Origin of the sequence: Bradyrhizobium sp. 482_C4_N1_8 (assembly GCF_052075965.1) — a bacterium.
Classification (GTDB): Bacteria; Pseudomonadota; Alphaproteobacteria; order Rhizobiales; family Xanthobacteraceae; genus Bradyrhizobium; species Bradyrhizobium barranii.
In genome coordinates, this window is the sequence record NZ_CP197231.1 from 4784179 (window position 1) to 4807081 (window position 22903).

The following is a 22903-nucleotide window of genomic DNA, read 5'->3' on the forward strand; positions in this document are numbered from 1 at the left end:
ATGACCTCGATCAGTTGCGACGGTGAGCGTTGAGGCGGTGCTCGACGAAGAGCGAGTAGCGCGACATTCCAAAGCAGAAGATGAAGTAGATGATCCCGGCGAAGGCAAAGCCGGTGAACGCGGTCGACGGCGTCGACCATTTCGGATCCGAGAACGACGCCCTGAGCGAGCCCAGCAGGTCGAACAGCGCCACGATCGAGACCAGCGACGTGTCCTTGAACAGCGAGATGAAGCTGTTGACGAGGTTCGGAATGACGTGGCGCAGCGCCTGCGGCAGCACGATCAGCGAGGTCGTCTTCCACCAGGACAGGCCCAGAGCGGCCGCCGCCTCGCCCTGCCCGCGCGGGATCGCGGCCAGCCCGCCGCGGACGTTCTCGGCCTGATAGGCGCCCGTGAACAGCGAAATGCCGATCAGCGCGCGCACCAGACCGTCGACCGTGAAATTGCCCGGCAGGAACAAAGGCAGCATGTAGGTCGCGAAGAACAGCACGGTGATCAGCGGCACGCCGCGCCAGAACTCGATGAAGGCGATCGAGAAGATCCGGATCAGCGGAATGGTCGAGCGGCGGCCGAGCGCCAGCGCGATGCCGATCGGCAGCGAGGTGACGATGCCGGTCACCGAGACCACCAGCGTCACCAGGAGCCCGCCCCACAGATTCGTGGTCACGACCGGCAGGCCGCCGTGATCGAGCCCCATCAGCTTGATCACGGCCGCGATGCCGATGAAGGTGCCGACGCTGGATGTCAGAGCCCGGCCGCCGGTGCGAACGCCGCCACCGACAGCGAAGGCGATCAGGGAGACGACCGCCGCCGTGATGGCGAAATCGGCCCAGACCGACTGGCCCGTTCCCTGGAGCTGGTCACGGAGCCAGGTCAGCGGAAAGATCAGCCAGTAGATCGCGCTGCCGACCAGCACGATGAGATTGCCGGCCAGCCAGAAGAGCGGTGCGACGGCCGAGGTCTTGGCGAGACTGAGCAGAGCCTGCCCGGCGCCGATGATGCTGTCGTCGAACAATTGCAGCAGGCCGGCCGTCCAGCTCAGGCCGAACCCGGTGATGCCGCCGCCGTGCAGCAGAAAGAACGCAACCACTGGAAAGGCGAAGAAGAAGAGACTTGCGTTCAGTCCTTTCGCCGGCAGGCGCGGAATGAGCAGCGGCAGCAGCAGAGCCGCCGACAGGATCAGCGCGAGATTGACCCGCCAGCGCTCGGCCTCGGGATAGAAGCCGTAGATCAGTTGCGGCAGCTTGGCCTGGATGAAGGGCCAGCAGGCGCCGACCGTAAAGCCGGCATTCTCGGTCAGGCACGCCGTGCGATCCTTGCCGGTCCAGACCGCATCGACCATCAGGAACTTCACGGCAGGAATGACGGTGAACCAGAGCAGCAAGGCGCCCACGATCGTGAGCAAAATGTTGGTCGGCGAATTGAACAGGCGCGTGCGCATCAGGCCGATGAAGCCCGTGGTCTTGACCGGCGCGGGACGCTCGGTGAGCAGGTCCCGGCGGACATAGGCGGACGAGATGATGTCGCTCATGCGCCCAGACTCCGGCTGACGCGCCAACCGTAGACGCTCATGACGGCGCTCGTGAGCAGCGAGATCAGGAGGTAGACGCCCATCGTCATGGCAATGATCTCGATCGCCTGCCCGGTCTGGCTCAGCGACGTGCCGGCGAACACCGAGACGAGGTCGGGATAGCCGATCGCGACCGCCAGCGAAGAGTTCTTGGTGAGGTTGAGATACTGGTTGGTCAGCGGCGGCACGATCACGCGCATCGCCTGCGGCACGACGATCAGGCGCAACGTGGTGCCGCGGCTCAGCCCCAGCGAGGATCCCGCTTCCATCTGACCGGAGTGGACGGACAGGATGCCGGCGCGCACGATCTCGGCGATGAAGGCCGCGGTATAGGTCGACAGCGCCAGCGTCAGCGCCACGAATTCCGGGATGACTCTTGAGCCGCCGGCAAAATTGAACCCCTTGAGCTGCGGCAGCTCGAAGGTGAAGGGCAGGCCGAACACCAGCACGGCCGCGAGCGGCAGCCCGAACAGCAGGCCCAGCACATAGGGCCAGATCCGGATCATCTGACCGCGCTGAAATAGCGCCCGCCGCGCATAGAAGCGCAAAACCAGCGAAGCGACGATGCCGAGGACCAGCATCGCCAGGAACGGCTCGAAGCCGCCCTCGCCGATCGGGCGCGGAATGACGAGCCCACGGTTGCTGATGAAGGCGATGCCCAGCAGCGAAATGCTCTGCCGCGGATTGGGCAAGGCCGCGAGAACCGCCAGGTACCAGAACAGGATCTGGAACAGCACCGGCAGATTTCGGCAGATCTCGACATAGATCTCGCCGACGCGCGACAACAGCCAGTTGGGCGACAGCCGGCACAGCGCGACGATGAAGCCGATCACGGTGGCGAAGAAGATGCCCACCACCGAGACCACGAGCGTGTTCAAAAGCCCGACCACGAACACGCGCAGGAATGTGTCCGAGCCGGTGTAGGAGATCAGGGTCTGGTTGACGTCGAAGCCGGCATTGTTCCGGAGGAAGCCGAAGCCGGCGGCAATGTGCTGGTTTTCGAGGTTCGTCCGGGCGTTGGAAACGATCTCATAGCCAATCCAGCCCAGGATCGCCGCGAAGGCAAACTGGACGGCGACGCCGTTCCAGCCTGCCTTGCCGCCCAGAACACGCCTGATCTTCAGCGCGATCCGGGCCGGCGGTTTTCGAGCCTCGGTGCTCATCGCCGCGGATCAGGCGGGATCAGCGGATCGGCGGCGCGTACTGAAGACCGCCCTTATTCCAGAGATTGTTGAGGCCACGGCTGATGCCGAGCGGCGAACCGGCGCCGACGTTGCGATCGAACACCTCGCCGTAATTGCCGGTGGCCTTCACGATCCGCACCACCCAGTCCTTGGTCAGGCCGAGCTGTTCGCCGAAATTGCCGTCGCTGCCGAGCACGCGCTTCAGCTCCGGATTTTCCAGTTTCGCCTTCTCGTCGACGTTCTTCGAGGTCACGCCCAGCTCTTCGGCGGTAACCATGGCGAACAGCGTCCATTTCACGATGTCGAACCACTGGTCGTCGCCGTGACGCACCATCGGCCCGAGCGGCTCCTTCGAGATGATTTCGGGGAGCACCATATGGTCGTTGGGATTGGCAAGCTTGAGGCGGTTGGCGTACAGGCCCGACTGGTCGGTGGTGAAGACGTCGCAGCGCCCGGCTTCATAGGCCTTGACGGTCTCGTCGTTGGTGCCGAACGCGATCACCTCGTACTTCATGTTGTTGGCCTTGAAGTAGTCGGCGAGGTTCTGCTCGGTGGTGGTGCCGGTCTGGACGCAGACCGAGGCGCTGTTGAGCTCGAGCGCCGAATTCACCTTGAGCGACTTCTTCACCATGAAGCCCTGCCCGTCATAATAGGTCACGCCGGTGAAGTTGGCGCCGAGCGAGGTGTCGCGCGAGATGGTCCAGGTGGTGTTGCGCGAGAGCACGTCGATTTCGCCGGATTGCAGCGCCGTGAAACGATCCTTGGCGGACAACGGCACGTACTTGACCTTGGTCGGATCGTTGAAGATCGCGCCTGCGATCGCGCGGCAGAGGTCGACGTCAAGCCCGGTCCAGTTGCCCTTGTCGTCGGGCGAGGAGAAGCCGGGCAGGCCTTGGCTGACGCCGCAGGACAGCATGCCCCGGTCCTTGATGGTCTTGAGCGTTTGCGCATCGGCGGCCTGGGCGGAGAGGCCGGCGGCGACAGCGAGAGTGAGAGCCAGGGTTACGCGTTTCATGGGCTGAAGGCCTTTCAAAGTCGTCTCAAGGTCAGGAATGGCGTCTTTGGGATCGTCTCCGCCAGGGCTAGCCGCATCAAGACTAGCCTTGCAAGAGTCATGCTGGAAAACCTTGCCGAACACTCGCCCATCCCGGGAGGCCATACCTTAATCCCCGCCGCAGGCGTCCGCCGTTATGGCTGTGACGCAAGGTCCGGTCAGACGATGGATCGAAGGTCGCGGCAGCCCCTCAACATGCGGCGACTGAATAGCACCCGCGCATCTCAGAACGACTGGCGAGCCGGGTCAAGGGGTTGACGGGACTCTTCTGTGTTCTGTTATTAACGGCAGCGGCCTTCGGCCGGCCCGCGGGCGCGGCGCGCCCGGTGGAAACGCGCTTTTTGAAAGCAGACGCATGGATTCCTCGCATCCCGCCCAACAGCACGCCGAAACCCGGCTGGTGACCTCCGGCCGCGACACCAAGGCGCAGAAGGGGTTCGTCAATCCGCCGGTGTTTCACGGTTCGACCGTGCTCTATCCGACCGCTGAGGACCTGCACGCCCATCGCGGCGAGTTCCAGTACGGCCGCCACGGCACCCCCACCACCAGGGCGTTCCAGGAGACGCTGATGGCACTGGAGGGGCCGCAATGCGCCGGCGTCGGCATCGTGCCGTCAGGCCTGTCGGCGATCTCCACCACCCTGCTCTCGGTGCTGAAGACCGGCGACCATCTGCTCGTCTGCGACAACGTCTATCGGCCCTCGCGCAATTTCTGCAACGGCATGCTCGCGCGCCTCGGCATCGAGACCACCTATTTCGATCCGCTGATCGGCGCGAGCATCGACAAGCTGTTCAAGCCCAACACCCGCGCGGTGCTGGTGGAGGCGCCGGGCTCGCAGTCGTTCGAGATGCCTGACATCCGCGCCATCGCCGAGGTCGCGCATGCGCGCGATGCGCTCGTCATCGACGACAACACCTGGGCGACGCCGCTCTATCATCGCTCGCTCGACCAGGGTGTCGACATCAGCATGCAGGCCGCCACCAAGTATATCGGCGGCCATTCCGACATCATGTTCGGCACCATCTCGGCCAACGCCAAGGCGTGGCCGCAGATTGCCGAAGGCATCCGCCTGCTCGGCGTCTGCGCCGGCCCTGACGACGTCTTCCTGGCGCTGCGCGGCCTGCGCACGCTGTCGGTACGATTGGCGCAGCATCACCGCTCGGGGCTCGACATGGCGCGCTGGCTCGCGGCCCGCCCCGAGGTCGCGCGCGTGCTGCATCCGGCGCTCGAGACCGATCCCGGCCATGCCATCTGGAAGCGCGATTTCACCGGCGCGTCGGGCCTGTTCAGCATCGTGTTGAAGCCGGCGCCGCAGAAGGCCGTCGACACCATGCTCGACACGCTCAAGCTGTTCGGCATGGGCTTCTCCTGGGGCGGCTTCGAGAGCCTCGTGATTCCCTTCGATTGCGACGCCTATCGCACCGCCACGAAGTGGTCGCCGGGCGGCCCGACCCTGCGACTGCACATCGGCCTCGAAAGCGTCGACGATCTCAAGTCCGATCTCGATCGCGGCTTCGCTGCCCTCAAGGCGGCAATGTGAGCCTGCTCACAAGGCATCGCGCCTCGGGACGCGGCAATCGCGCGCCGGCGGACGCGCAAAACGCGCGCCGCGGGAACGCGCAACCGCCGCAAACGTTAACGCGGATGCGCCAACAAAGGGTTTGAACCGCTGACGTTTGGCGCTAGCCTCACCAATCGACTCCAATCCGGACGCGGAGCATGGGAACGTTGGTTCTGCTCGATCTGATGGGCGGCGTGGCGCTGTTGCTGTGGGGCCTGCACATGGTCCACAGCGGGATTCTGCGCGCCTTCGGCCCGGACCTGCGGCGGCTGCTCGGCAAGGCGCTCGGCAACCGATTCAACGCGTTCGCCGCCGGGCTAGGCCTTACCGCGCTGCTCCAGAGCAGCACGGCGACGGCGCTGATCACCAGCTCATTCGCGGCAGAAGGCCTCGTCAGCCTGGCCGCCGCGCTCGCCATCATGATGGGGGCCAATGTCGGCACGACGCTGATCGTGCAGGTGCTGTCGTTCAACATCGCAGCCGTTGCGCCTGTCCTGTTCGTGCTCGGGCTCGTCGCCTTCCGCTCCGGCCCACGGTCGCGGATCAAGGATATCGGGCGCGTATTCATCGGTCTCGGCTTGATGCTGCTGTCGCTGCACATCCTGCTCGACACGCTGGCTCCGGCGGAGAACGCGCCGGGTGTTCGTGTCATGATGTCCGCGATCACGGGCGATCCCGTGCTCTGCATCGTCATCGCCGCGCTCGTCACCTGGGCGGTGCATTCGAGCGTCGCCAGCGTGCTGCTGATCATGTCGCTGGCCTATTCGCAGTTCATCACACCTTACGCGGCCCTCGCGCTGGTGTTGGGGGCCAATCTCGGCAGCGCCATCAATCCCGTGTTCGAGGGGGCCCGGCGCGACGATCCCGCAAGCTACCGCCTGCCGCTCGGCAATCTCGCCAACCGCGTGATCGGGATCGCGCTGGTGCTGCCGTTCCTGAATGGGATCGCTGAGCACATGCACGCCTGGCAGCCTGATCTCGCCAGGATGACGGCGGCCTTCCACATCGCCTTCAACGTAGGCACGGCCGTCATCTTCATCGGCCTGCTCGACATCATGTCCCGGCTCCTGACCCGGCTGCTGCCTGATCGCGTCCGGGAAGACGATCCGGCCCGGCCGCGCTATCTCGACGAGAGCGCGCTGGAGACGCCGTCACTGGCGCTCGCCGACGCCGCGCGTGAGACCTTGCGCATGGGCGATCTGGTCGAGGTCATGCTGCGCAAGGTAATGGCGGCGATGATGACCGGCGACCGCGCGCTGGTCGACCAGGTCACGAAGATGGACAATGTCGTTGACAGCCTCGACGAAGCCATCAAGCTCTATGTGACGAAGCTGATGCGGGGCAGCCTCGACGAGAGCGAGGGCCGGCGCGCGATGGAGATCATCTCCTTCGCCATCAACCTCGAGCATATCGGCGACATCATCGACAAGAGCCTGAGCGAGCTCGCGACCAAGAAGATCAAGCGCCGCTTCCAGTTCTCGGCCGAGGGCGCCGAGGAGCTCGCCGCCTTCCACAAGCGCACGATGGACTCGCTGCGGATCGCCTTCGGCGTCTTCATGTCGGGCGATGCCAACGAAGCGCGCAAGCTGCTGGTGGAGAAGACCACGCTGAAGAACACCGAGCTCGCCGCCGTCGAGCGTCATCTCGACCGCTTGCGCGAGGGCCGCCCCGAGACCATCGAGACCACCTCGCTGCATCTCGACGTGCTGCGCGACCTACGCCGCATCCACTCGCATATCTGCTCGGTCGCCTATCCCGTGCTCGATGCCGCCGGCGAGCCTTATCGCAGGAGCGAGGCGGATGCCGCCCTGCCCGCCTCCGGCGCGGCGTCGGCGTTACCGCGCTAGCGGCGCGTCTCAGCGTTCCAGCGTCCTCGAGGCGCGGCCGCGGTTCTTGATGATCAGCATGATGTTGCGGATATAGATGATGGTCGCGAGCGCCTGTCCGAGGATGATGACGGGCTCGCGCTTCACGACGCCGTAGACCAGCGTCATCAGCCCGCCGCCCATCGAGCAGAACCAGAACGCCATCGGCACCACGCTGTTGCCGGCCCGCTCGCTCGCGATCCACTGCACCAGGAAGCGTGCGGTGAAGAACAGCTGCGCGACGAGGCCGAACGCCAGCCAGAAATCGAACTTGGCGACGAAGACGTCGTAGAGATAGTTATTCAACGCCTGACCGTATTGGATGATCATGCCTTCACCTCAGTCACATCTGGTGTCGGCTTCTTGCGGCGGATCAGCCACCACACGCCGACGAGATCCATGATGCCGATCCACAGCCGGTCGAAGAAACCATAGTTTGACACGCCGGAATGGCGCGGCCGGTCGATCACGTCGACATAGGCGATCTCGTAGCCTTCGCGGCGCACCAGCGCCGGCAGGAAGCGATGCAGCCCGTCGAAATAGGGCATCATCAGGAACACGTCGCGCCGGAACGCCTTCAGGCCGCAACCGGTATCGCGCGTTCCGTCCTTCAGGATAGCATTGCGGACGCCGTTCGCCACGCGCGACTGGAATTTCTTGAAGCCGGTATCCTTGCGTCCGACACGCTGACCGGCCGCGAGACCGACGCGCCCCGCCCCCTTCTCGACCGCCGCGATCAGGTCCGGCAGGAAGGCGGGATTGTTCTGCCCGTCGCCGTCGAGCGTCGCCACGATCGCGCCGCGCGCTGCGCGCACGCCGCTGCGCACTGCTGCCGACTGGCCGCCTGATCTGGCATGGCGAAGCTGCCGGAGATTGTCCCGCTGCTGCATGATCGCGCCGAGCCGTTCGCCGGTCGCGTCCGTCGAGCCGTCATTGACGTAGATGATTTCATAGGCCCAGCGGCCGTCGAGCGCCGCGCCGATCTCCTCGATCAGCGGCGCGATGTTGTCGGCTTCGTTGCGCACGGGAACGACGATGGAAACCGAAGGCTGGGACGACGACAAATCGAAAGCTCGTGGTTGGAATTGGCCTGCCCCGGGGAACCGGCGGTCCCGGCAGGCAGCCGCTTTTATGGGGCGGATGCCCCGTGGGCAACCCTTTTGAGGCGGCCCGAGACCGCCCCTGCAAGAGGCACAATGGTGCCGTCGGCGCGGATGGCAAAGCCGAGCCTCCGGGCCGCGAACCAGTAGCGCACTGCCATGGCGCCGACCATGCCGACCAGAGCGCCGGCGACGACGTCGCTCGGATGATGCGCGAGCAGCACCAGCCGGGTCAGCAGGATCACGATTGCGTAAGTGAACATGAACACGCGCAGGCGCGGCCACAGCGCCGAGACAGCAAACGCCAGCGCAAACGCCGTCACCGCATGACCCGACGGCAGGCTGGCATAAGCCCCCGTTCCCTCGAACGGGATGAAGTTGAACGGATCGGCCTTGCCGCTCACGAACGGACGGCCGCGGCCGATGAGATATTTCAGGATCTCGGCAACGAACACGGACAGGGCGACAGACAGAAACATGAACTGCAGCCGCGTACCGATGCCGAGCAGCAGCCCACGACGGGTGCCGTGCAATCCCGCTGCAACGAGCGCCAGGACCACCAGCGTCCCCCCGAGCACCGAGAGCACATACTCGTCCTTGCCGAAATCGGTGAGGATACGGATCGGCCACAGGCTCGGCGTGCCGCGCGTCGGCATCAGCTGGATCTCGGTCTGATCGAACGCGAGCATCAGCACGATGATCAAGGTCGCACCGGCCGCACTGAGCCACAGCGAATGCCGCGCCAGCTTTCGCGCGGCTTCGGCGCGGCGCGAATGCGAAGGCGTACGGACGAGCTGCACCAGGGCATGGCCCGACACCGCGAGCAATTGCGCGGGATAGCCCGGGCGTGGCGCGCTGTCGGCCGGCGCTGGCATCTACTCAGTGCCTTCCGAGCGGAAGATCGAGATCGAGATCGCGCGCCCTTGCGAGAAATTATAGCCGTCGATGCGGGTACCTACCTTGTAGCGCAGCCCGATCGCCTCGGCCCGCTGCACGAAGCTGCGCTCCGAGCGCTGCTCGATCAGCGCGAAGCGACAGCTCCCCTGCCGCAGGAAATCCGCCGCGCCCGAGCCGTCGGTGAGCAGCGTCTGCGTGCCCGTCAGGAACACGAGGCTCGGCTCGTGATAGCCGGCGGCGGCTGCCTTCGGCCCGACGCAGGTGACGTTGCGAAGCGCGCGTGCGATCTCGATGCTCGGAAACAGCGGGGTCAGCGACGGCAGCACGATGCCGTAGACCACGACCGCGAGCATCAGCGCTGCGACCAGCGCGTTGAGCAGCGAGCGCTCGGCGCGGTTGGTGTCGAACAGCCACCAGGCGAACAGACCGAAGATGAGCGAGGCCGCAATGAACGGCCAGGCCACGAACGCCGGTTGCCGCGTCAGCATGACCGCGCCGACCACGGCGATGATCGAGGCGGCAGCGGGAATCGCGAACCACCACGCCGAGCCGCGCGCGAGCCACGAGCGCGACAGCACGTTCCGCTCCAGCGCACCGACCGTGAGGATCGCGATCGCCGGATACAGCGGCAGCACGTAATGCGGCAGTTTGGTCAGCACCGCCTCGAACACGATCCAGGACGGGATCAGCCAGGCCAGCAGGAACTGCGCGCCGGGCTCGCGCCGGGCCCGCCACACCGCCGGCGCCGCCATCGCCGCAAGCGGCGCGCCCGGCCAGAATGTGATCCAGAACAGCGCCAGATACAGTCCGGGCGGCGCGCCATGGGATTCCTGGGCGCCGATTTTGCTCAGCATGTCGCCGCCGACGGAATCGGCGAAGAAGGCATCACCCGCGCGCCAGAAGATCGCGACGAACCAGGGCAGCACCAGCACCAGCATCCACATCAGGCCCCAGAGCGGACGCAGCTTCCACAGCCACGAGGCATCACGGTCCTGGATCGCGAGCGCGACAATGGTGAGGCCTGCGAACATCAGGATCAGCGGACCCTTGATCAGGATGCCGACCGCGAGCGCGGTCCAGAAGATCGCGGGCCAGCTCCACGGCGGATGGGTCTCATCCTCGGCGCGCTGCCACGACAGATAGGCGCGCGACATTGCGCCCATCGCGGCGGTCACGCAGAACAGCAGCATCGCATCGGTTTTCGCCAGCCGCGCCTCGACGCCGAGCAGCACGGAGGCACACATCAGGAGCGCGGCAAGCACCGCCGCGCGCCGCGTGACGAAGCCGAGCGCCGCCCAATAGGTCATCAGCACGGCGCCGATGGCGCCGATCAGCGACGGCAGCCGGTACACCCAGATCCGCAATTCGGCCTTCGGCAGCTTGAGCGCTGATGCGGCTTCAACTGCGGCCGATTGCAACCAGTAGATGCCGACCGGCTTCTTGTAGCGGACGTCTTCCTGGAAACGGATGTCGACATAATCGCCGCTCTCGACCATCTGCTTGGTGGCCTGCGCGAAGCGCGCCTCGTCGCGGTCAACAGGCGGAATCGTGAAGAAGCCCGGCAGGAACAGCAGCAGCGCACACAGCAGCAGGAAGCCGACTGCGCGGGCGTGACTGGCCGTGGCGTAGTCCAGCATAAGCACGAGCCGGCTGCCCGGATTCACGGGCGCTTTCGGCTCGCGGGGTGCTCCAAAACGGGGGCTGGGATAGGTCTCGGCCATTGGTTCCGCTTACGCTGAAACCGTCATTCCGACAACCGGTTAAGGCGGGGTCATTGAATTCGAATGACAACTGTGTCCGCGGCGCCAGTTGCGTCGATCACGGTAAGCCGCGCAAAGCCCGGACCGGGCGGATCGATCAGGCGCTGGCGGCGCCCGTCGATCTCGCCGAGTGATGTTCCATTAACCATGACGGTCATGGGAAGGACGCCGCCGGCGACCTTCACCGGCATGGCTGCGCTCCCCTCGCCGCCGGAACGGTCGACATCGATCCGCGAGCCGTTCAGCGGGAACTGGATGTGCAGCGCCTGCTCGCTGCCGGTCCGCACCAGGTCCCCGACCGGGCGGAACCGCTTGAGTGGCAATGGCAACTTGGCGTTGCTGGCGACCAGGGTTCCCTTCGGCGGCTTCGGCAACGGGGCCAGCGTCTTGCCGGTGCGCGCGAAGGCGTCGAACAGGATCGGGGCTGCGGCCACGCGGCCGATCAGGCCGGGAACCGGCGCGCCGTCGGGCCGGCCGACCCAGACGCCGATGGTCATGCGGCCGTCGAAGCCGACCGACCAGGCGTCGCGATAGCCGTACGAGGTGCCGGTCTTGAACGCGATGCGGTTGTGGGCGGCGTTTTCGGGCGGCGGCGTGCCCAGGAGCACGTTGCCGACCTGCCAGGCCGCAACCTGGTCCAGCAGCCGCAGCGGTTCCCGATCGTCCCGGCCGGTCATGAGGTCGCGCAACGGCATGGTGGTGCCGAGCCGAGCGAAACCCGTATAGAGCTGGGTGAGGTCCTGGAGTGTCACACCGACGCCGCCGAGTCCCATCGCGAGCCCCGGTGCCTCGTCCTTGGGCAGGACCAGATTGCCGCCGGCCTGCCGCAGCCGCGACGACAGCCGGCTCGCGCCGACGCGGTCGAGCAGCACGATCGCCGGCACGTTCAGCGACAATTGCAGCGCCTTCTTCACTGGCACCGTGCCCTGAAACGTCATGTCGAAATTTTCCGGCGCGTAGGAGCCGAAGCGGACGGGCCTGTCGTCGATCAGGCTGTCGGGATGGACAAAACCGTCCTCGAAGGCGAGCCCATAGATGAAGGGTTTCAGCGTCGAACCCGGCGAGCGGACGGCGCGGGTCATGTCGACCTGCCCCGCCCGGCTCTCGTCGAAATAATCGGCCGAACCGACGCGGGCGAGCACGTCGCCGCTCTCATTGTCGACCACGATGATGCCGACCGAGATGTTGGGCCCGAGCGCAATGGCGCGGTCGCGCGCCAGTGGCTCCAGCACCTTTTGCAGATTGGCATCGAGCGTCAGCTTGATGACCGGCGTATCCTTGACCGTCGACAGCGCCGTGTCGGAAGCGTGCGGCGCGAGGATCGGCATCGGCTTGCGCAGTTTTGGCACGGGCACGGCCTTGGTCTGCTTCGCGTCCTCAAGACTGACCACATGCTCCTCGACCATGCGGTCCAGCACGCGGTCGCGCGCCTTGCGTGCGGCCTCGGGATAGCGATCGAGCCGGCGCGTCTCCGGCGATTGCGGCAGCGCCACCAGCAGCGCGGCCTCGGCCAGAGAGAGCCGCTTCGGCTCCTTGCCGAGATAGGCGATCGAGGCTGAGCGGATGCCTTCGAGATTGCCGCCGTAGGGCGCGAGCGCGAGATAGAGGTCGAGGATCTCAGCCTTGCTCATGCTGCGCTCGATCTCGATCGCCCGCACGATCTGCCGCAGCTTTGCATAGAGCGAGCGCTGCCGCCGCGGCTCCATCAGCCGCGCCAGCTGCATCGAGATGGTCGAGCCGCCCGAGACGATGTGGCCGCGCGTGGTGAGCTGTAGTGCGGCGCGCCCGAGAGCGAGCGGGTCGAGACCGTTATGCGCGTAGAAGCGCTGGTCCTCATAGGCGAGCAGCAGTTTGAGATAGGTCGGATCGACATTGGCCTTGGCATCGACCGGCAGCCGCCAGCGGCCGTCGGCCATGGCATACGCGCGCAGCAGTTTTCCGTTGCGATCGACGATGGTGGTGGAGACCTGGCGCGCCTCGTCGAGCGGGAGCGGGCCGAGCGAGTAGACCCAGGCGACAAAGCCGAAGATGGCGAGGATGAGCGTGAGCGCGAGGCCCGAGAGGACGCGAAAGCCCCTGCCCCTTGCCCCGTCATGGCCGGGCTTGACCCGGCCATCCACGTCTTTGCCGGCAGCGCCACAGCTCGTGGATGCCCGGGACATCTGCGCGAAGACGCGCTTCGCGCTTTTGCCCGGGCATGACGACGGAGTATGTGGCTCTGCTTCGCTCATCTCTCCACTCACTTCGCCGCCCGCACCTCGACGTTACCCGTCCCGGTCCGGCCGTAGCGCGAGGGATTGTACATGTCCTCGACATAGGCCTGCGGCAGCACGTATTTGCCGGGCGAGACCGCGCGCACGACGTAGGCGACGGTGAAGACCGACTTGGAGTCCGAGGCGCGATCGACCGCCGCCGTGAAGCGGTCGTCACGGAACTCGGTATCTTCAGGCTCCTCGCCGTCCTCGATCCAGTCCAGCGTGCCACTGTCGCCCGACGACACCAGCTTCGGATTGTCGATCTCGAGGCCCGCGGGCAGATAGTCGGACACCATGATGTGGCCGTACTCGGGCTTCGCCTCGGTGATCTTCAGCACCACGGCGAAACGCTGGTTCTGCTTGACCTTGCTGATGTCGGCGGGCTTGCCGTCGAGCGTGAAGTAATTGCGCTCGATCTTGAAGCCGTTCGATGCAGCCGGCTCCGGCGTGACCGGCGAGCCCGACACCGAGACCACCGCCTGGACCGGCGCATCGCCGGTGTTGGTGATCTTCAGTGGCTTGCCCTCCAGCGTCACGGCCTTGTAGCTGCGGTACAGCGCGGTCTTGACCGGCTGGCCGTCGACGTCCATCGACAGGTTCTCCTTGGCGAGCGCGCGCGCCGCCAGCACCAGCCACGCATTCTCCTGCGTCGAAGTGTAGGGCGTCAGACCGCGCGCGGTCTCGACCCGCGACACCGCCTGCGTCAGCGTCGCCTTCGGCGCATTGCCTTCGCTGGCGAGCGAGACCAGCGCGGCGGCATCGCGAAGCTGCGAGCCGTAGTCGGTGCGGCCGAACTCCAGCACCGGTTTTGGCGCAAGGCTGTCGAGCGCGGCACCGTAGACGCGTTCCGCGCGGTTGCGGTCGCCGACCAGTGCGAGCGCCGCCGCAAGCTGCGACTTCGCGATCGGCGTTGCGAGGTTGGCGAGCTTGGTGTCGGCGAGGTAGCGCAGATCGCCGATCGGAGCAGCGCCGTTACGCGCGAGCACGTAGAGGCCGTAGGCGAGATCGCGCCCGCCGTCCTTCTCAGGCTCGTTGCCGTTCACGACCGAGTTGCGGATACGGTCGAGCGCGTTCTTGAACAGCACGTCCGGCACCGCAAAGCCTTTTTCGCGGGCGCGGGTGAGGAAGTCCGTTACGTAGGCGTCGAGCCAGGCGTCGTCGCCTCCGGCCGACCACAGGCCGAACGAGCCGTTGGAGCCCTGGCGTGCCAGGAGCCGCTCGATCGCATCGCGGATGCGCTGGTCGACCTCGGTGTCCATGGCCAGATGCGCGCCGACGGCGAGCTCATTGACATAGAGCAACGGCAAGGCACGGCTCGTGATCTGTTCCGAGCAGCCATAGGGGTAGCGGTCGAGCGCCTTCAGGATCGTTGCGGCGTCGAGCGCCGTCGACAGGCTGGCCGAAACCGAGACGCTGCCGGTGCCCGGGACGAGATCGGAGAACATGTCCGAGGTCAGCGTCAGGCTTTCACCCTTCGCCAGCGTCCGGATCGAACGCCGCGCCAGCACCTGTGTCGCCGCCTTGACGTCGAGCGCATAGTGACGCGCCAGCGCAAGGCCGTTCGGCCCCTTGATGTCCACGTCGAGCGTCGCCTGCCCCGCCGCCGTCGCGTCGATTGCGAGCGTAAACGCGTTGCGCTGCTTGGCGGCGAGCTTGACCGTGGTTGCGGGATTGCCGGTCATCTTCACCGGGCCGCCGGTCTTCACGTTGATGACGTAGTCGCCGGCCTGGCCCTCGACATTGTCGATCTCGAGGTTGACCGTGCCGTGGTCGCCATTGAGCAGGAAGCGCGGCAAGGTCGTGGTCAGCACCACGGGATCGCGGATCACGACATCCGTGTTGGCACGGCCGAGTTTCGTGGCGGTCCACGCCACCGCCATGACGCGCGCGGTGCCGGCGAACTCGGGGATATCGAAGCTCACTTCGGCGGTGCCGTCGGCGGCGACCGTGACGATGCCCGAGTAGAGCGCGAGCGGCTTTTGCGCGGGCGGAGAGCCCTGCAATTCGCCGGCGCCGGCATCGCCGCCGGACTTGATCTGTCCGCGCGTGCCCGACATGCCGTCGATCAGTTGCCCATAGAGATCGCGGATTTCCGCGCTCAGGCGGCGCTGGCCGAGATAGTAATCGTCCGGCGCCGGCGGCTTGTAATTGGTCAGGTTGAGGATGCCGACATCGACCGCGGCGATGACGATTTTGGCGTCCTCGCCCGGATTGAGCCCGTCGAGCTTGACCGGGATCTTCAACGTCGCATTCGGCCGGACCAGTGCCGGCGGCGTCAGCTTCACCTGGAGCGTGCGGGTCTGCTTGTCGATGCCGAACCATTTCAGGCCGATCGCCCGGCCCGGCATGCGTTGCGCAGCCGCATCGAGCGGCCGGCGCAGCGTCGCCACCACATAGGCGCCGGTGCCCCAGTCCTTGCCGACCGGCAGCCTCACCTGCGCGGTACCTTCCTTGACGTCGATGGTCTGCGTCGTCAGCAGGCGGTCGCCGAGCACATTGACGGTGAGCTTGCCGGCGCTGCGGACGTTCACCGATACCGTCATGGTGTCGCCGGAGGCATATTGCGGCTTGTCGATCGAGGTCTCCAGCAGGTCCGGCGTGTCGGCGCTGCCGTCGGAATACCAGCCGACATCGAACTGCACCGAGGTCACCGGACCGTCGGCATCGTTCGACTTCACATCGAGCCGATAGCGGCCGGGCTGCGGTGCCAGCGAAATCCGCGACGGCTTGTCGGCCGCGATCGTCACGTCGCCGTCGGAAACGCGCGAAGTCGATTTGACCGGCTCGTACTCCCAGTAATTGTTCTGGCGATACCACTGGTAGCGCGACTCCATCTTCAGGAGCTCGTAGCGCAGGCCATCGCGGCGCAGCCTCTCACCTTCGGGCGAGACGAACACGACGTCGAACTCGGCCTTGTCGCCCTCGGCGACGTTCTTGTCGCCGAACAGCGGCTTGATGCCGATCATGGCGTTGGCGGGCGCGACCGGCAGCACGATCTTGCGCTCGACGGCACGGCCGCCGGTCTCGACCATGCGAACGAAGATCTGCGCTTCCTGCGGGCGCGTCGAGGCGGGCTGCTTGTCCAGCGTCACCGGGAAGGTGGCAACGCCGTTGGCGTCGGCTTCCGGCAAATTCTCCAGCGGCGTGCGCTCGTTCGAGGTGGTCTCCTCGTCGGCGACGCCGAACTGGTAGCCGGCAAAGCCCGGGCGTTCGCTCGCGGGCGCGACCAGCATGTCGCCTTCGAGCTGGAGACCCGACGCCGGCGCTCCATAGAGGAAATGACCATCCGCCTTGAGCTCCACCGGAGCGTTAGCTTTGATCAGCTTGTCCTTGGCGGACAAGTCGAATTCGATCCGATCTGGAACGTAATCCTCGACCATGAAGGTGGTTTCGCCGACCGACGAGCCCTTCGGATCGGTGAAGGCACGCACCCGCCAGGTCCCGGTCGGGACGGCCGAATTGAGCGGCACGGACAGCGTACGGCCGCCGGCGCCCTGGTCGGCCAGCACCGCGCGGCGGAATTCGACGCCGTCGGGGCGCTCGATCACCAGCGTCAGCGGCCCGCCGGCAATGGCATTGCCCTGCCCGTCGCGCAAGAGCGCGGTGAGATAGACGGTCTCGCTGGAGCGATAGACGCCGCGCTCGGCGTAGACGAAGGCATCGGCGCCCGATGGCACCGCCCGGCCCGAAACGCCGCGGTCGGACAGGTCGAAAGCCGAGGTCTTCAGGCTCAGGAAAGCATAGTCGGCCTTCTCGCCCGTGACAGTCAGCATCGCCGGCGACAGGCCGCCCTCGCCACGCGCAAGCCCCGCCTCGAACAGCACATGGCCGGACTCATCCGTCTTGCGGGTCGCCAAAATCTCGTTGTTGCGCGCGACCAGCCGCACCTCGGCCTTGCCGACCGGATCGGTCGAGGCCAGCGAGTTCACGAAGACATGGATGCCGTCATTGCCGGAATAGGCGGTGACCCCGAGGTCTGAGACGATGAACCATTGCGTCGCGAGCTGGTAATCGTCGTCCGAGCCCGGCCCCTTGGCCGCGGCGGTCATCACGTAGACCCCGGGCTGGAGCTCGCCGAGCGCCTGGTCGACCGGGAATGCGGTGGTGACGTCCTGGTTCAGCGTCATCGCGGTCGCGAGCTCGCCGGTCCAGACCTTGACGCCACGCTCGCCGCCGAGATCGGCGAGCTGGTAGCGCGACAGCGTCTTCTGGAAATCGCTGTCGACCACCGTGTTGATCAGGTTGCGGTCGCCGATCCGGAAGACGTTGACGTTGACGGCGGGCGTGTTGACGCTGACCACGGGAATGCCGCGCTGGCCGGTCCGCGGCAGCACATAGGCACGGCTGGTGAAGCGCACGAAGGGCTTGCGGTCGCGCACATAGACGTTGAACTCGGCCGATTTCGGCAGGCCCTCCTTCACGGTGGACGGCAAGCCGGCGCGCAGATTGATGTTGTAGCGCTCGCCGTGCTTCAGCCCGTCGACGCAGAGCTGCTTGCCTTCGGCCGATAGCGCCGGCTTGTCCTGGCCCGCCAGCGCGAGGTACGGCGCGAAATCGGTGCGCTTGGCCAGCTCCTCCGAGAACTGGAAGCAGGCGCGCGGGCTCGCCGAATCCGAGTCCACGGTATAGTCGAGCAGCCGGAAGCCGTGCTCGTCGCGCATCTTCTCGTATTGGCCGCGAACGTCGGCGACCTCGCGCATGTCGAGCGACAGCCGCAGCGCATCCAGCGCCGGCCGCCACAGCTTGCGTTCGGCCAGCGACTTGCCGAGCACGGCGAGCGCATCCGCCTCCTCGCCCGGATTGCCGGCGCGCTGGTAGGCGATGTAGGCGGCGGTCGAGGCCCGCTCCAGCAGGAACGTCTGCTCGCTAGAGCTCTTCGGCGAGATCTGGAAGATCACCTTGGCGAGCCGCAGCCAGTTGCCGGTATCCTCCGGCGTGGTCGCGGCGATCTGGCCGAGCACCGACAGCCCGGTGCGGAAATCATTGCGCCGGAAGGCGGCGTCGGCGTCGGTGCGCAGCGTCGCGCTGGTCTTGGCGACCGGCCCCGCCTCGCTCTTGATCTGGGCCTCCAGCTTGATCGCGGAATCGGCGAGGTCGTCGCGCTTGAACGCTTTGTCGGCGGCCAGCGCTGCGCTAAGGCCGAGCGCCAGCGTGGCGCAGAGTGTGACGGCGCGAACAAGACCGATCATAATGGACTCCCGGAAATCGCGGCGAACGCCGCGTGAGCATGAAATGCGCGGAAAGGTGACCGACTCAAGGCGATGGAACCAAAGGTGCAAATCGTCGCATTCGCCATGACAAGGCAAGCCCTGAGGAGACCGATCGAGATATCACCGCGCACGCCGTCCTGATGGCGCAGCCATACCTGACCGATCGACCGGCGGCCGTGTCCCGGAAGCTGGCCAGCGTTCCCGGCGATGTAATCCATCGTCCAGTCCGCTGCCGCTCAACCCGGCACCCTGACACCCCACCGTTCCGCTTAGTCGCGGCGTTCAGGAAAACGGTTCGGTTCAGACTTGGCGGGGTCGAGGATTTTTTATATCTGGCGTGATAGAAGACCGGCAGGCGGCAGCCAAGGCTGGCCTCAAGACGGTCCCATAGCTCAACTGGATAGAGTAGCGGATTTCTACTCCGCGGGTTGCAGGTTCGAGTCCTGCTGGGATCGCCATTCATCACTGGATTGACGAGGCCGATGAGAGCCGACTTGCGGTATCGGCCGCCCGCTCACCGGAGACGTCTTCAAGAGCCTCGCTGTTCTCGTCGATCCCGTGGACGATTTCGATTCGCGCTGCCGGAATTTCGGTGCCGCTTGATCGACGTGACGGACGCACAGTTACCAATCCTCATTACTTCACGAATACGTGGGTACCCTCGCCCCGGTCTTTGAACCGGACAGACGAACCCTATCTATGCGCCGGGCGACGTGCGCCCGATAGGGAATTCGATGCTGCCAACCGAGTGGACGAGAATGACTATCGCATCTGCGGTTGCCGTGATCGCGATGTCGTATTTGGCAATCGACGCTGGCGTCGTGAACTCCAGCGTGATCACACGGCGCATCGAGACGGCGCGGGCTTCCATTGCGGACGCGGCGGCCAGTCAGCATCAACTCGCCTTCGCTATTCAGGCCTGGGCGCGTCCAAGCCGCCAGAAGGCGGACTCGGAGCCACATCTGGAGCACTGCCTGGCGATCGATTGAGTCAGGCGCAGCACCAGATCAGCCGACGCCTAAGCGGCATTTCTTTTGTTCACGGTCCGACTCCGCTTCGTTCCAAAAGCACGAATCGTCATCGCAAAAATCGGCAGCGCGCATTCATTAATGCCGCGTTTCGCTGGCTCGGTTCGTTCATGCATCCGAGGTCACGAGCACGGGCCGCAATCGGTACGCATCGATCGCGGCGTTCGACAGCAGCAGCCTGCGCCGCTCGCCGCGCAGCATCAACCGGTCGATCCTGTTCAGGATGAAGCGGGCTGAATCATTGGGCTCACCGGTGAGCAGGCCGGATTGGTCGAGATATTTCCAGGCGATCTCGAAAGACTGCGCGCGCAATTCGGGGTCTGTCATAGCCGGCCAACGTCGACGGGGAACGGATGTTCCTAACCGCGCAACGTCAGTCGCAGCGAACCACGGCGCGACGAAATGCGTAGCGCCGCGAACGAGATCACGACCAGCACGTTGGCTGCAACGAAATGGAGTGGTGCCGACCCGCCAGCCCCGGTCGGCTTTGAAGGGCCCCGTGCTTGTCCCCCCGAGCACGGGGCTTTCTCATGCAGGCCAACCAGCGTCCCGACCTCGGCCGGCCATTGACGCGAGATCTCGCCGAGGATGCGATTAGTCCGTCTGCTCGTCGCGCCGGTCGCGGGCGAGTTGATGCCAGGCCAGAGCCAGTTGGATCAGTCTCTGCCGGTCGGCGCCGTCGGCGGACGCCGCGGCCCGCTTCATCGCCGCCTCGGCTTCGTGCTGTGGGTCGTACTTGGGGCACATGAGGCCGAACCTAACCGACCGATATGGACGGACCGATGGCAATTTCGTCCGTATGAATGCGGGGTGGCTTCGCGTCGTCCGAACCCACCCTGACGCATCTGTGAAGTGCGTCACAGCCTGCAACCGGCGTCTCGGCTAAACAGAACTCAACCGCTCGCACCACCGCGAGAGGGCATGGGTGGTCCATCATGACACAGGAAGCAGCAGCCGAGGCTCACGTCCCAACGCGACGCGCAAGGCCCGACCTGTTCGGCGCCACGTTTCTTGCCACCATCGGTATCGTGATGCTGGCCTGGATCGCAGGCCTGGTCTGGGCCGCGATCGCGTTCTTCAACTGGCTGGTGTGACGCGCGAAGCGATCAGTATCGCTTCAGCAAGCAATACGTTGCCCAGACAAAAAGAGGCGGGCCTGCGCCCGCCTCCTTGTTTCAGACCTTGCCTGAAGCCTCAGTAACACGCGCGAGGATCGGCCTGCACATACTGGCCGCTCGGATAGCGGTAGTAGCAATTGCCCTGGGCGAAATAATAGCCGGGCCGCGAGGCAGCCGTGGCGCCGGCGATCGCGCCGGTGGCGCCGCCGATCACGGCACCCGCGGCCGCGCCCGAGGCGTTGCCCGAGATCAGGCCGCCCAGCACGCCGCCGACGATGGCGCCGCCAAGTGCGCTTGCGCCGGGATCAGCCGGTGGCGGAGGCGGCGGCGGTTCGTAGGCGACGGGAGGCGGCGCCGGAGCATAGGCCACCGGCATGTCGTCGAAGTAATCCTCGGAGATGTAGGCCGGCGGGCCGGCCATCCGCTGCGGATAATAGTACCAGACGCCGCCGACGTCCCACCACCAGCCGGAGCGGCCGTTGCGGACCTCGTGGCGCCAGCGCCCGCCATCCCAGGCGCGATTGCCGCGATAGGCGTGTCCGCCCCAGTCGCGCTCCGGTGCGGGGCCCCTGGCGTAATTGCGTCCGGGCGGCGGGCCGCCTGCTCCGTGCGGGCCGGGACCGGGGCCGCCGGCGTGGGGCTGGCCGCCGGGCTGTTGCGCGGGCCGGGCCGCCTGCTGCGGCGGGGGGCCCTTGCGCATGTTCTGGTTGTTCTGGGGCGGCGCGCCCGCGCCGGGCCCCGCAGGCGTCTGGGCCTGGGGTCTTGGCGGCAATGAGTCCTGTGCCTGCGCCGAAAGCGCGACAAGGGACATGGCCGAAACCAAGGGAATAATGATCTTCATGCGGCTGGACGCACTCATGCGTGCTTGACCCCCTACTCTCGCGATTGCCGTGGTGCCTAGCGCGATAGACGATTCGCCTCGCGCCTGGCTGATGCCGGCGGACATAACTGACCTGCTTTGGTCGGCTAAGTCCCGTTACAAATGATTAAGATCACGGCAATTTTCGGCCCTGGGGGCGCGGCGGAACCGTTCTAGCGCGCCGGCTCGATCACATTGCAGTTGGTCCGCCCCGACATCAGGCAGTCCTGCATCTTGCTGGCCGCGGTGAGATCGCGGGCGAGCCACCAGCCGACACCGAGGATCACGAGCGCGATGACCAATCCGGCAATCGCGCCGCGACGGTTGTCGCCGGATTGAGGTTTTGCGAGGGATTTGGGCTTTTTGCCCGGTTCGGGCTTGGACTCAGACTTGGACTCAGACTTGGACATGACTGGCCGATCGCAGGGGTGAGCCGGCTTTACCACCTCTGCGACGTCGCGTCACATCCCGGTCGATCGTTCAGCCCCGGGTCTGCCGGATCGCATCCTTGCGCGAGGTTTCGACCGCCGGTGTGGCCCGCGGTGCGCAGGTCGTCAGCAAGAATGCGGTCTGGGTGCATTCCCAATCCGCGCCGAGGACGGCACTTTCGATCGGCTTCGGGCGGGCAAGCAACAGTGCGACGCCAGCCAAGGCGACCACCGCGACGGCGATTGCGAGCGCCTTCGGGCTCAGTCTTGAGATCATCATGCCCGTGCTCCGTCTCGTACCGGGCGGACGCTAGGCGCCGCTCCGTGTGGTCCTCTATGAAGGACATCACAATTCGGCAGTTTTTCGGGGCTACGAGAGATCGTCGGGGGTGGCGATTTTTCGTCTACCTGATCGGCTGCGATTATGGGTGGCTTCGCGACGCGCGCCGATGTACACGCTTCTGCGTCGCGTGGTGCCTGCTATGCCCAGCCGACGTACCAACAGTCACCGATGTAGGATTGAAAGCGAGGAAGGCAAGGCCCGTGAGTGGATTTAGGGAACCCGGGTTTTCAGACCGGCAAAAGGCGGCGCAGGAAGCGCGCAAAAATCTTTTGAACAAATTCAAGTCGCAGCCCGGGCTGGATGATCCGGCCGTGGCGGCACGTCGTGCTGAGCGCGAGGCGCTCGCGGCCAAGCGCGCAGAGGCAAAGGCCGCGCGCGAAGCCGAGAAGGCCGAGCAGAAGCGTATTGCGGAAGAAGCTGCAGCGGCCGAAGCCGCGCGTATCGCCCGCGAAGCGGAAGAAGCGATCGCCAAGCAGGCTGAAGTCGAGGCCGAGCAAAAGGCCAAGCGCGACGCCCGCTACGCTGCCCGAAAGGCTAAGCGGAAGTAACGTTCGCAAGTCACGTTCAACTCACGTCGCGTTCAAGTGAAGTTGAACTGAAACATCGCTGGGGGCGGTCCATGTGACCGCCCTCGGACTTCCAAGCGCGCGGCTGCCTTCGCAGACGCCGCG

General features: G+C 65.8%; 20 protein-coding genes and 1 tRNA gene. 6 read left to right on the forward strand and 15 right to left on the reverse strand.

What is annotated here, in order from left to right; all coding sequences use genetic code 11:
- Window positions 1-10 precede the first annotated feature (10 nt).
- Genes AB7Z56_RS22835 through AB7Z56_RS22845 form a run of 3 tightly spaced genes read right to left on the reverse strand, consistent with a single transcriptional unit; the run spans window position 11 to window position 3769 of the window.
- On the reverse strand, window positions 11-1531 hold the full coding sequence (locus AB7Z56_RS22835) for an amino acid ABC transporter permease (protein ID WP_354123816.1): 1521 nt from the start codon (window positions 1529-1531) through the stop codon (window positions 11-13).
- Window positions 1528-2733: an amino acid ABC transporter permease gene (locus AB7Z56_RS22840; RefSeq protein WP_441256421.1), complete on the reverse strand. Its 1206-nt coding sequence runs from the start codon at window positions 2731-2733 to the stop codon at window positions 1528-1530. The genes AB7Z56_RS22835 and AB7Z56_RS22840 overlap by 4 nt, the downstream gene beginning before the upstream one ends.
- Window positions 2734-2752: 19 nt before the next feature.
- Window positions 2753-3769 (reverse strand): amino acid ABC transporter substrate-binding protein, encoded by a 1017-nt coding sequence (locus AB7Z56_RS22845; protein ID WP_085401451.1) that lies wholly within the window; start codon window positions 3767-3769, stop codon window positions 2753-2755.
- Between the two features lie 394 nt (window positions 3770-4163).
- On the opposite strand from AB7Z56_RS22845, the gene metC reads away from it, so the two are divergent.
- A complete protein-coding gene (gene metC, locus AB7Z56_RS22850; protein ID WP_135213582.1) occupies window positions 4164-5348 on the forward strand; it encodes a cystathionine beta-lyase in 1185 nt (394 codons plus the stop codon).
- 179 nt (window positions 5349-5527) lie between these two features.
- On the forward strand, window positions 5528-7216 hold the full coding sequence (locus AB7Z56_RS22855; protein ID WP_354234379.1) for a Na/Pi cotransporter family protein: 1689 nt from the start codon (window positions 5528-5530) through the stop codon (window positions 7214-7216).
- Between the two features lie 9 nt (window positions 7217-7225).
- On the opposite strand, the gene AB7Z56_RS22860 is transcribed toward AB7Z56_RS22855, so the two are convergent.
- The 7 genes from AB7Z56_RS22860 to AB7Z56_RS22890 form a co-directional block, all read right to left on the reverse strand.
- Window positions 7226-7564 carry a lipid-A-disaccharide synthase N-terminal domain-containing protein gene (locus tag AB7Z56_RS22860; protein ID WP_071914138.1) on the reverse strand — a complete coding sequence of 113 codons (339 nt, stop codon included), beginning with the start codon at window positions 7562-7564 and terminating at the stop codon, window positions 7226-7228.
- The gene (locus AB7Z56_RS22865; protein WP_085401448.1) at window positions 7561-8298 is read right to left on the reverse strand and encodes a glycosyltransferase family 2 protein; all 738 of its coding nucleotides are present in this window, start codon (window positions 8296-8298) and stop codon (window positions 7561-7563) included. The genes AB7Z56_RS22860 and AB7Z56_RS22865 overlap by 4 nt, the downstream gene beginning before the upstream one ends.
- Before the next feature lie 65 nt (window positions 8299-8363).
- On the reverse strand, window positions 8364-9209 hold the full coding sequence (locus tag AB7Z56_RS22870; RefSeq protein ID WP_354123818.1) for a phosphatase PAP2 family protein: 846 nt from the start codon (window positions 9207-9209) through the stop codon (window positions 8364-8366).
- Complete coding sequence (locus tag AB7Z56_RS22875; RefSeq protein ID WP_028151725.1) at window positions 9210-10952, reverse strand: ArnT family glycosyltransferase; 1743 nt, start codon at window positions 10950-10952, stop codon at window positions 9210-9212.
- 50 nt (window positions 10953-11002) lie between these two features.
- The gene (pbpC, locus tag AB7Z56_RS22880) at window positions 11003-13111 is read right to left on the reverse strand and encodes a penicillin-binding protein 1C (protein ID WP_441256422.1); all 2109 of its coding nucleotides are present in this window, start codon (window positions 13109-13111) and stop codon (window positions 11003-11005) included.
- Window positions 13112-13230: 119 nt separating this feature from the next.
- Window positions 13231-18435: an alpha-2-macroglobulin family protein gene (locus tag AB7Z56_RS22885; RefSeq protein ID WP_354123819.1), complete on the reverse strand. Its 5205-nt coding sequence runs from the start codon at window positions 18433-18435 to the stop codon at window positions 13231-13233.
- Complete coding sequence (locus tag AB7Z56_RS22890; RefSeq protein ID WP_155795229.1) at window positions 18432-18674, reverse strand: hypothetical protein; 243 nt, start codon at window positions 18672-18674, stop codon at window positions 18432-18434. Before AB7Z56_RS22890 ends, AB7Z56_RS22885 begins: the two co-directional genes overlap by 4 nt.
- A gap of 163 nt (window positions 18675-18837) precedes the next feature.
- On the opposite strand from AB7Z56_RS22890, the gene AB7Z56_RS22895 reads away from it, so the two are divergent.
- Window positions 18838-18914: transfer RNA gene (locus AB7Z56_RS22895), tRNA-Arg, on the forward strand.
- Window positions 18915-19190: 276 nt separating this feature from the next.
- Window positions 19191-19445, forward strand: a complete 255-nt coding sequence (locus AB7Z56_RS22900; protein ID WP_354123820.1) for a hypothetical protein — start codon at window positions 19191-19193, stop codon at window positions 19443-19445.
- A gap of 147 nt (window positions 19446-19592) precedes the next feature.
- On the opposite strand, the gene AB7Z56_RS22905 is transcribed toward AB7Z56_RS22900, so the two are convergent.
- Together AB7Z56_RS22905 and AB7Z56_RS22910 are read right to left on the reverse strand one after the other, a co-directional pair.
- A complete protein-coding gene (locus tag AB7Z56_RS22905) occupies window positions 19593-19811 on the reverse strand; it encodes a hypothetical protein (protein WP_063983431.1) in 219 nt (72 codons plus the stop codon).
- Window positions 19812-20078: 267 nt separating this feature from the next.
- Complete coding sequence (locus tag AB7Z56_RS22910) at window positions 20079-20231, reverse strand: hypothetical protein (protein ID WP_014495428.1); 153 nt, start codon at window positions 20229-20231, stop codon at window positions 20079-20081.
- 188 nt (window positions 20232-20419) lie between these two features.
- Here AB7Z56_RS22910 and AB7Z56_RS22915 point away from each other — a divergent pair, with 188 nt between their 5' ends.
- Complete coding sequence (locus AB7Z56_RS22915) at window positions 20420-20578, forward strand: hypothetical protein (protein ID WP_028161343.1); 159 nt, start codon at window positions 20420-20422, stop codon at window positions 20576-20578.
- A 100-nt stretch (window positions 20579-20678) separates the two neighbouring features.
- On the opposite strand, the gene AB7Z56_RS22920 is transcribed toward AB7Z56_RS22915, so the two are convergent.
- The 3 genes from AB7Z56_RS22920 to AB7Z56_RS22930 form a co-directional block, all read right to left on the reverse strand.
- Complete coding sequence (locus AB7Z56_RS22920) at window positions 20679-21461, reverse strand: hypothetical protein (protein WP_247310434.1); 783 nt, start codon at window positions 21459-21461, stop codon at window positions 20679-20681.
- 173 nt (window positions 21462-21634) lie between these two features.
- The gene (locus tag AB7Z56_RS22925) at window positions 21635-21871 is read right to left on the reverse strand and encodes a hypothetical protein (RefSeq protein WP_063983433.1); all 237 of its coding nucleotides are present in this window, start codon (window positions 21869-21871) and stop codon (window positions 21635-21637) included.
- A 70-nt stretch (window positions 21872-21941) separates the two neighbouring features.
- Window positions 21942-22169: a hypothetical protein gene (locus AB7Z56_RS22930; RefSeq protein ID WP_028150973.1), complete on the reverse strand. Its 228-nt coding sequence runs from the start codon at window positions 22167-22169 to the stop codon at window positions 21942-21944.
- Between the two features lie 263 nt (window positions 22170-22432).
- Here AB7Z56_RS22930 and AB7Z56_RS22935 point away from each other — a divergent pair, with 263 nt between their 5' ends.
- Window positions 22433-22780 (forward strand): DUF6481 family protein, encoded by a 348-nt coding sequence (locus AB7Z56_RS22935; protein WP_071914157.1) that lies wholly within the window; start codon window positions 22433-22435, stop codon window positions 22778-22780.
- Window positions 22781-22903 lie beyond the last annotated feature (123 nt).

What these genes read in the sequence shown, in the direction of transcription:
- AB7Z56_RS22835 (WP_354123816.1), bottom strand. Translation starts at nt 1,531, where the DNA reads ATGAGCGACATCATCTCGTCCGCCTATGTCCGCCGGGACCTGCTCACC.
- AB7Z56_RS22840 (WP_441256421.1), bottom strand. Translation starts at nt 2,733, where the DNA reads ATGAGCACCGAGGCTCGAAAACCGCCGGCCCGGATCGCGCTGAAGATC.
- AB7Z56_RS22845 (WP_085401451.1), bottom strand. Translation starts at nt 3,769, where the DNA reads ATGAAACGCGTAACCCTGGCTCTCACTCTCGCTGTCGCCGCCGGCCTC.
- metC (WP_135213582.1), top strand. Translation starts at nt 4,164, where the DNA reads ATGGATTCCTCGCATCCCGCCCAACAGCACGCCGAAACCCGGCTGGTG.
- AB7Z56_RS22855 (WP_354234379.1), top strand. Translation starts at nt 5,528, where the DNA reads ATGGGAACGTTGGTTCTGCTCGATCTGATGGGCGGCGTGGCGCTGTTG.
- AB7Z56_RS22860 (WP_071914138.1), bottom strand. Translation starts at nt 7,564, where the DNA reads ATGATCATCCAATACGGTCAGGCGTTGAATAACTATCTCTACGACGTC.
- AB7Z56_RS22870 (WP_354123818.1), bottom strand. Translation starts at nt 9,209, where the DNA reads ATGCCAGCGCCGGCCGACAGCGCGCCACGCCCGGGCTATCCCGCGCAA.
- AB7Z56_RS22875 (WP_028151725.1), bottom strand. Translation starts at nt 10,952, where the DNA reads ATGGCCGAGACCTATCCCAGCCCCCGTTTTGGAGCACCCCGCGAGCCG.
- AB7Z56_RS22885 (WP_354123819.1), bottom strand. Translation starts at nt 18,435, where the DNA reads ATGATCGGTCTTGTTCGCGCCGTCACACTCTGCGCCACGCTGGCGCTC.
- AB7Z56_RS22890 (WP_155795229.1), bottom strand. Translation starts at nt 18,674, where the DNA reads ATGGATTACATCGCCGGGAACGCTGGCCAGCTTCCGGGACACGGCCGC.
- AB7Z56_RS22900 (WP_354123820.1), top strand. Translation starts at nt 19,191, where the DNA reads ATGCTGCCAACCGAGTGGACGAGAATGACTATCGCATCTGCGGTTGCC.
- AB7Z56_RS22905 (WP_063983431.1), bottom strand. Translation starts at nt 19,811, where the DNA reads ATGACAGACCCCGAATTGCGCGCGCAGTCTTTCGAGATCGCCTGGAAA.
- AB7Z56_RS22910 (WP_014495428.1), bottom strand. Translation starts at nt 20,231, where the DNA reads ATGTGCCCCAAGTACGACCCACAGCACGAAGCCGAGGCGGCGATGAAG.
- AB7Z56_RS22915 (WP_028161343.1), top strand. Translation starts at nt 20,420, where the DNA reads ATGACACAGGAAGCAGCAGCCGAGGCTCACGTCCCAACGCGACGCGCA.
- AB7Z56_RS22920 (WP_247310434.1), bottom strand. Translation starts at nt 21,461, where the DNA reads ATGAGTGCGTCCAGCCGCATGAAGATCATTATTCCCTTGGTTTCGGCC.
- AB7Z56_RS22925 (WP_063983433.1), bottom strand. Translation starts at nt 21,871, where the DNA reads ATGTCCAAGTCTGAGTCCAAGTCTGAGTCCAAGCCCGAACCGGGCAAA.
- AB7Z56_RS22930 (WP_028150973.1), bottom strand. Translation starts at nt 22,169, where the DNA reads ATGATGATCTCAAGACTGAGCCCGAAGGCGCTCGCAATCGCCGTCGCG.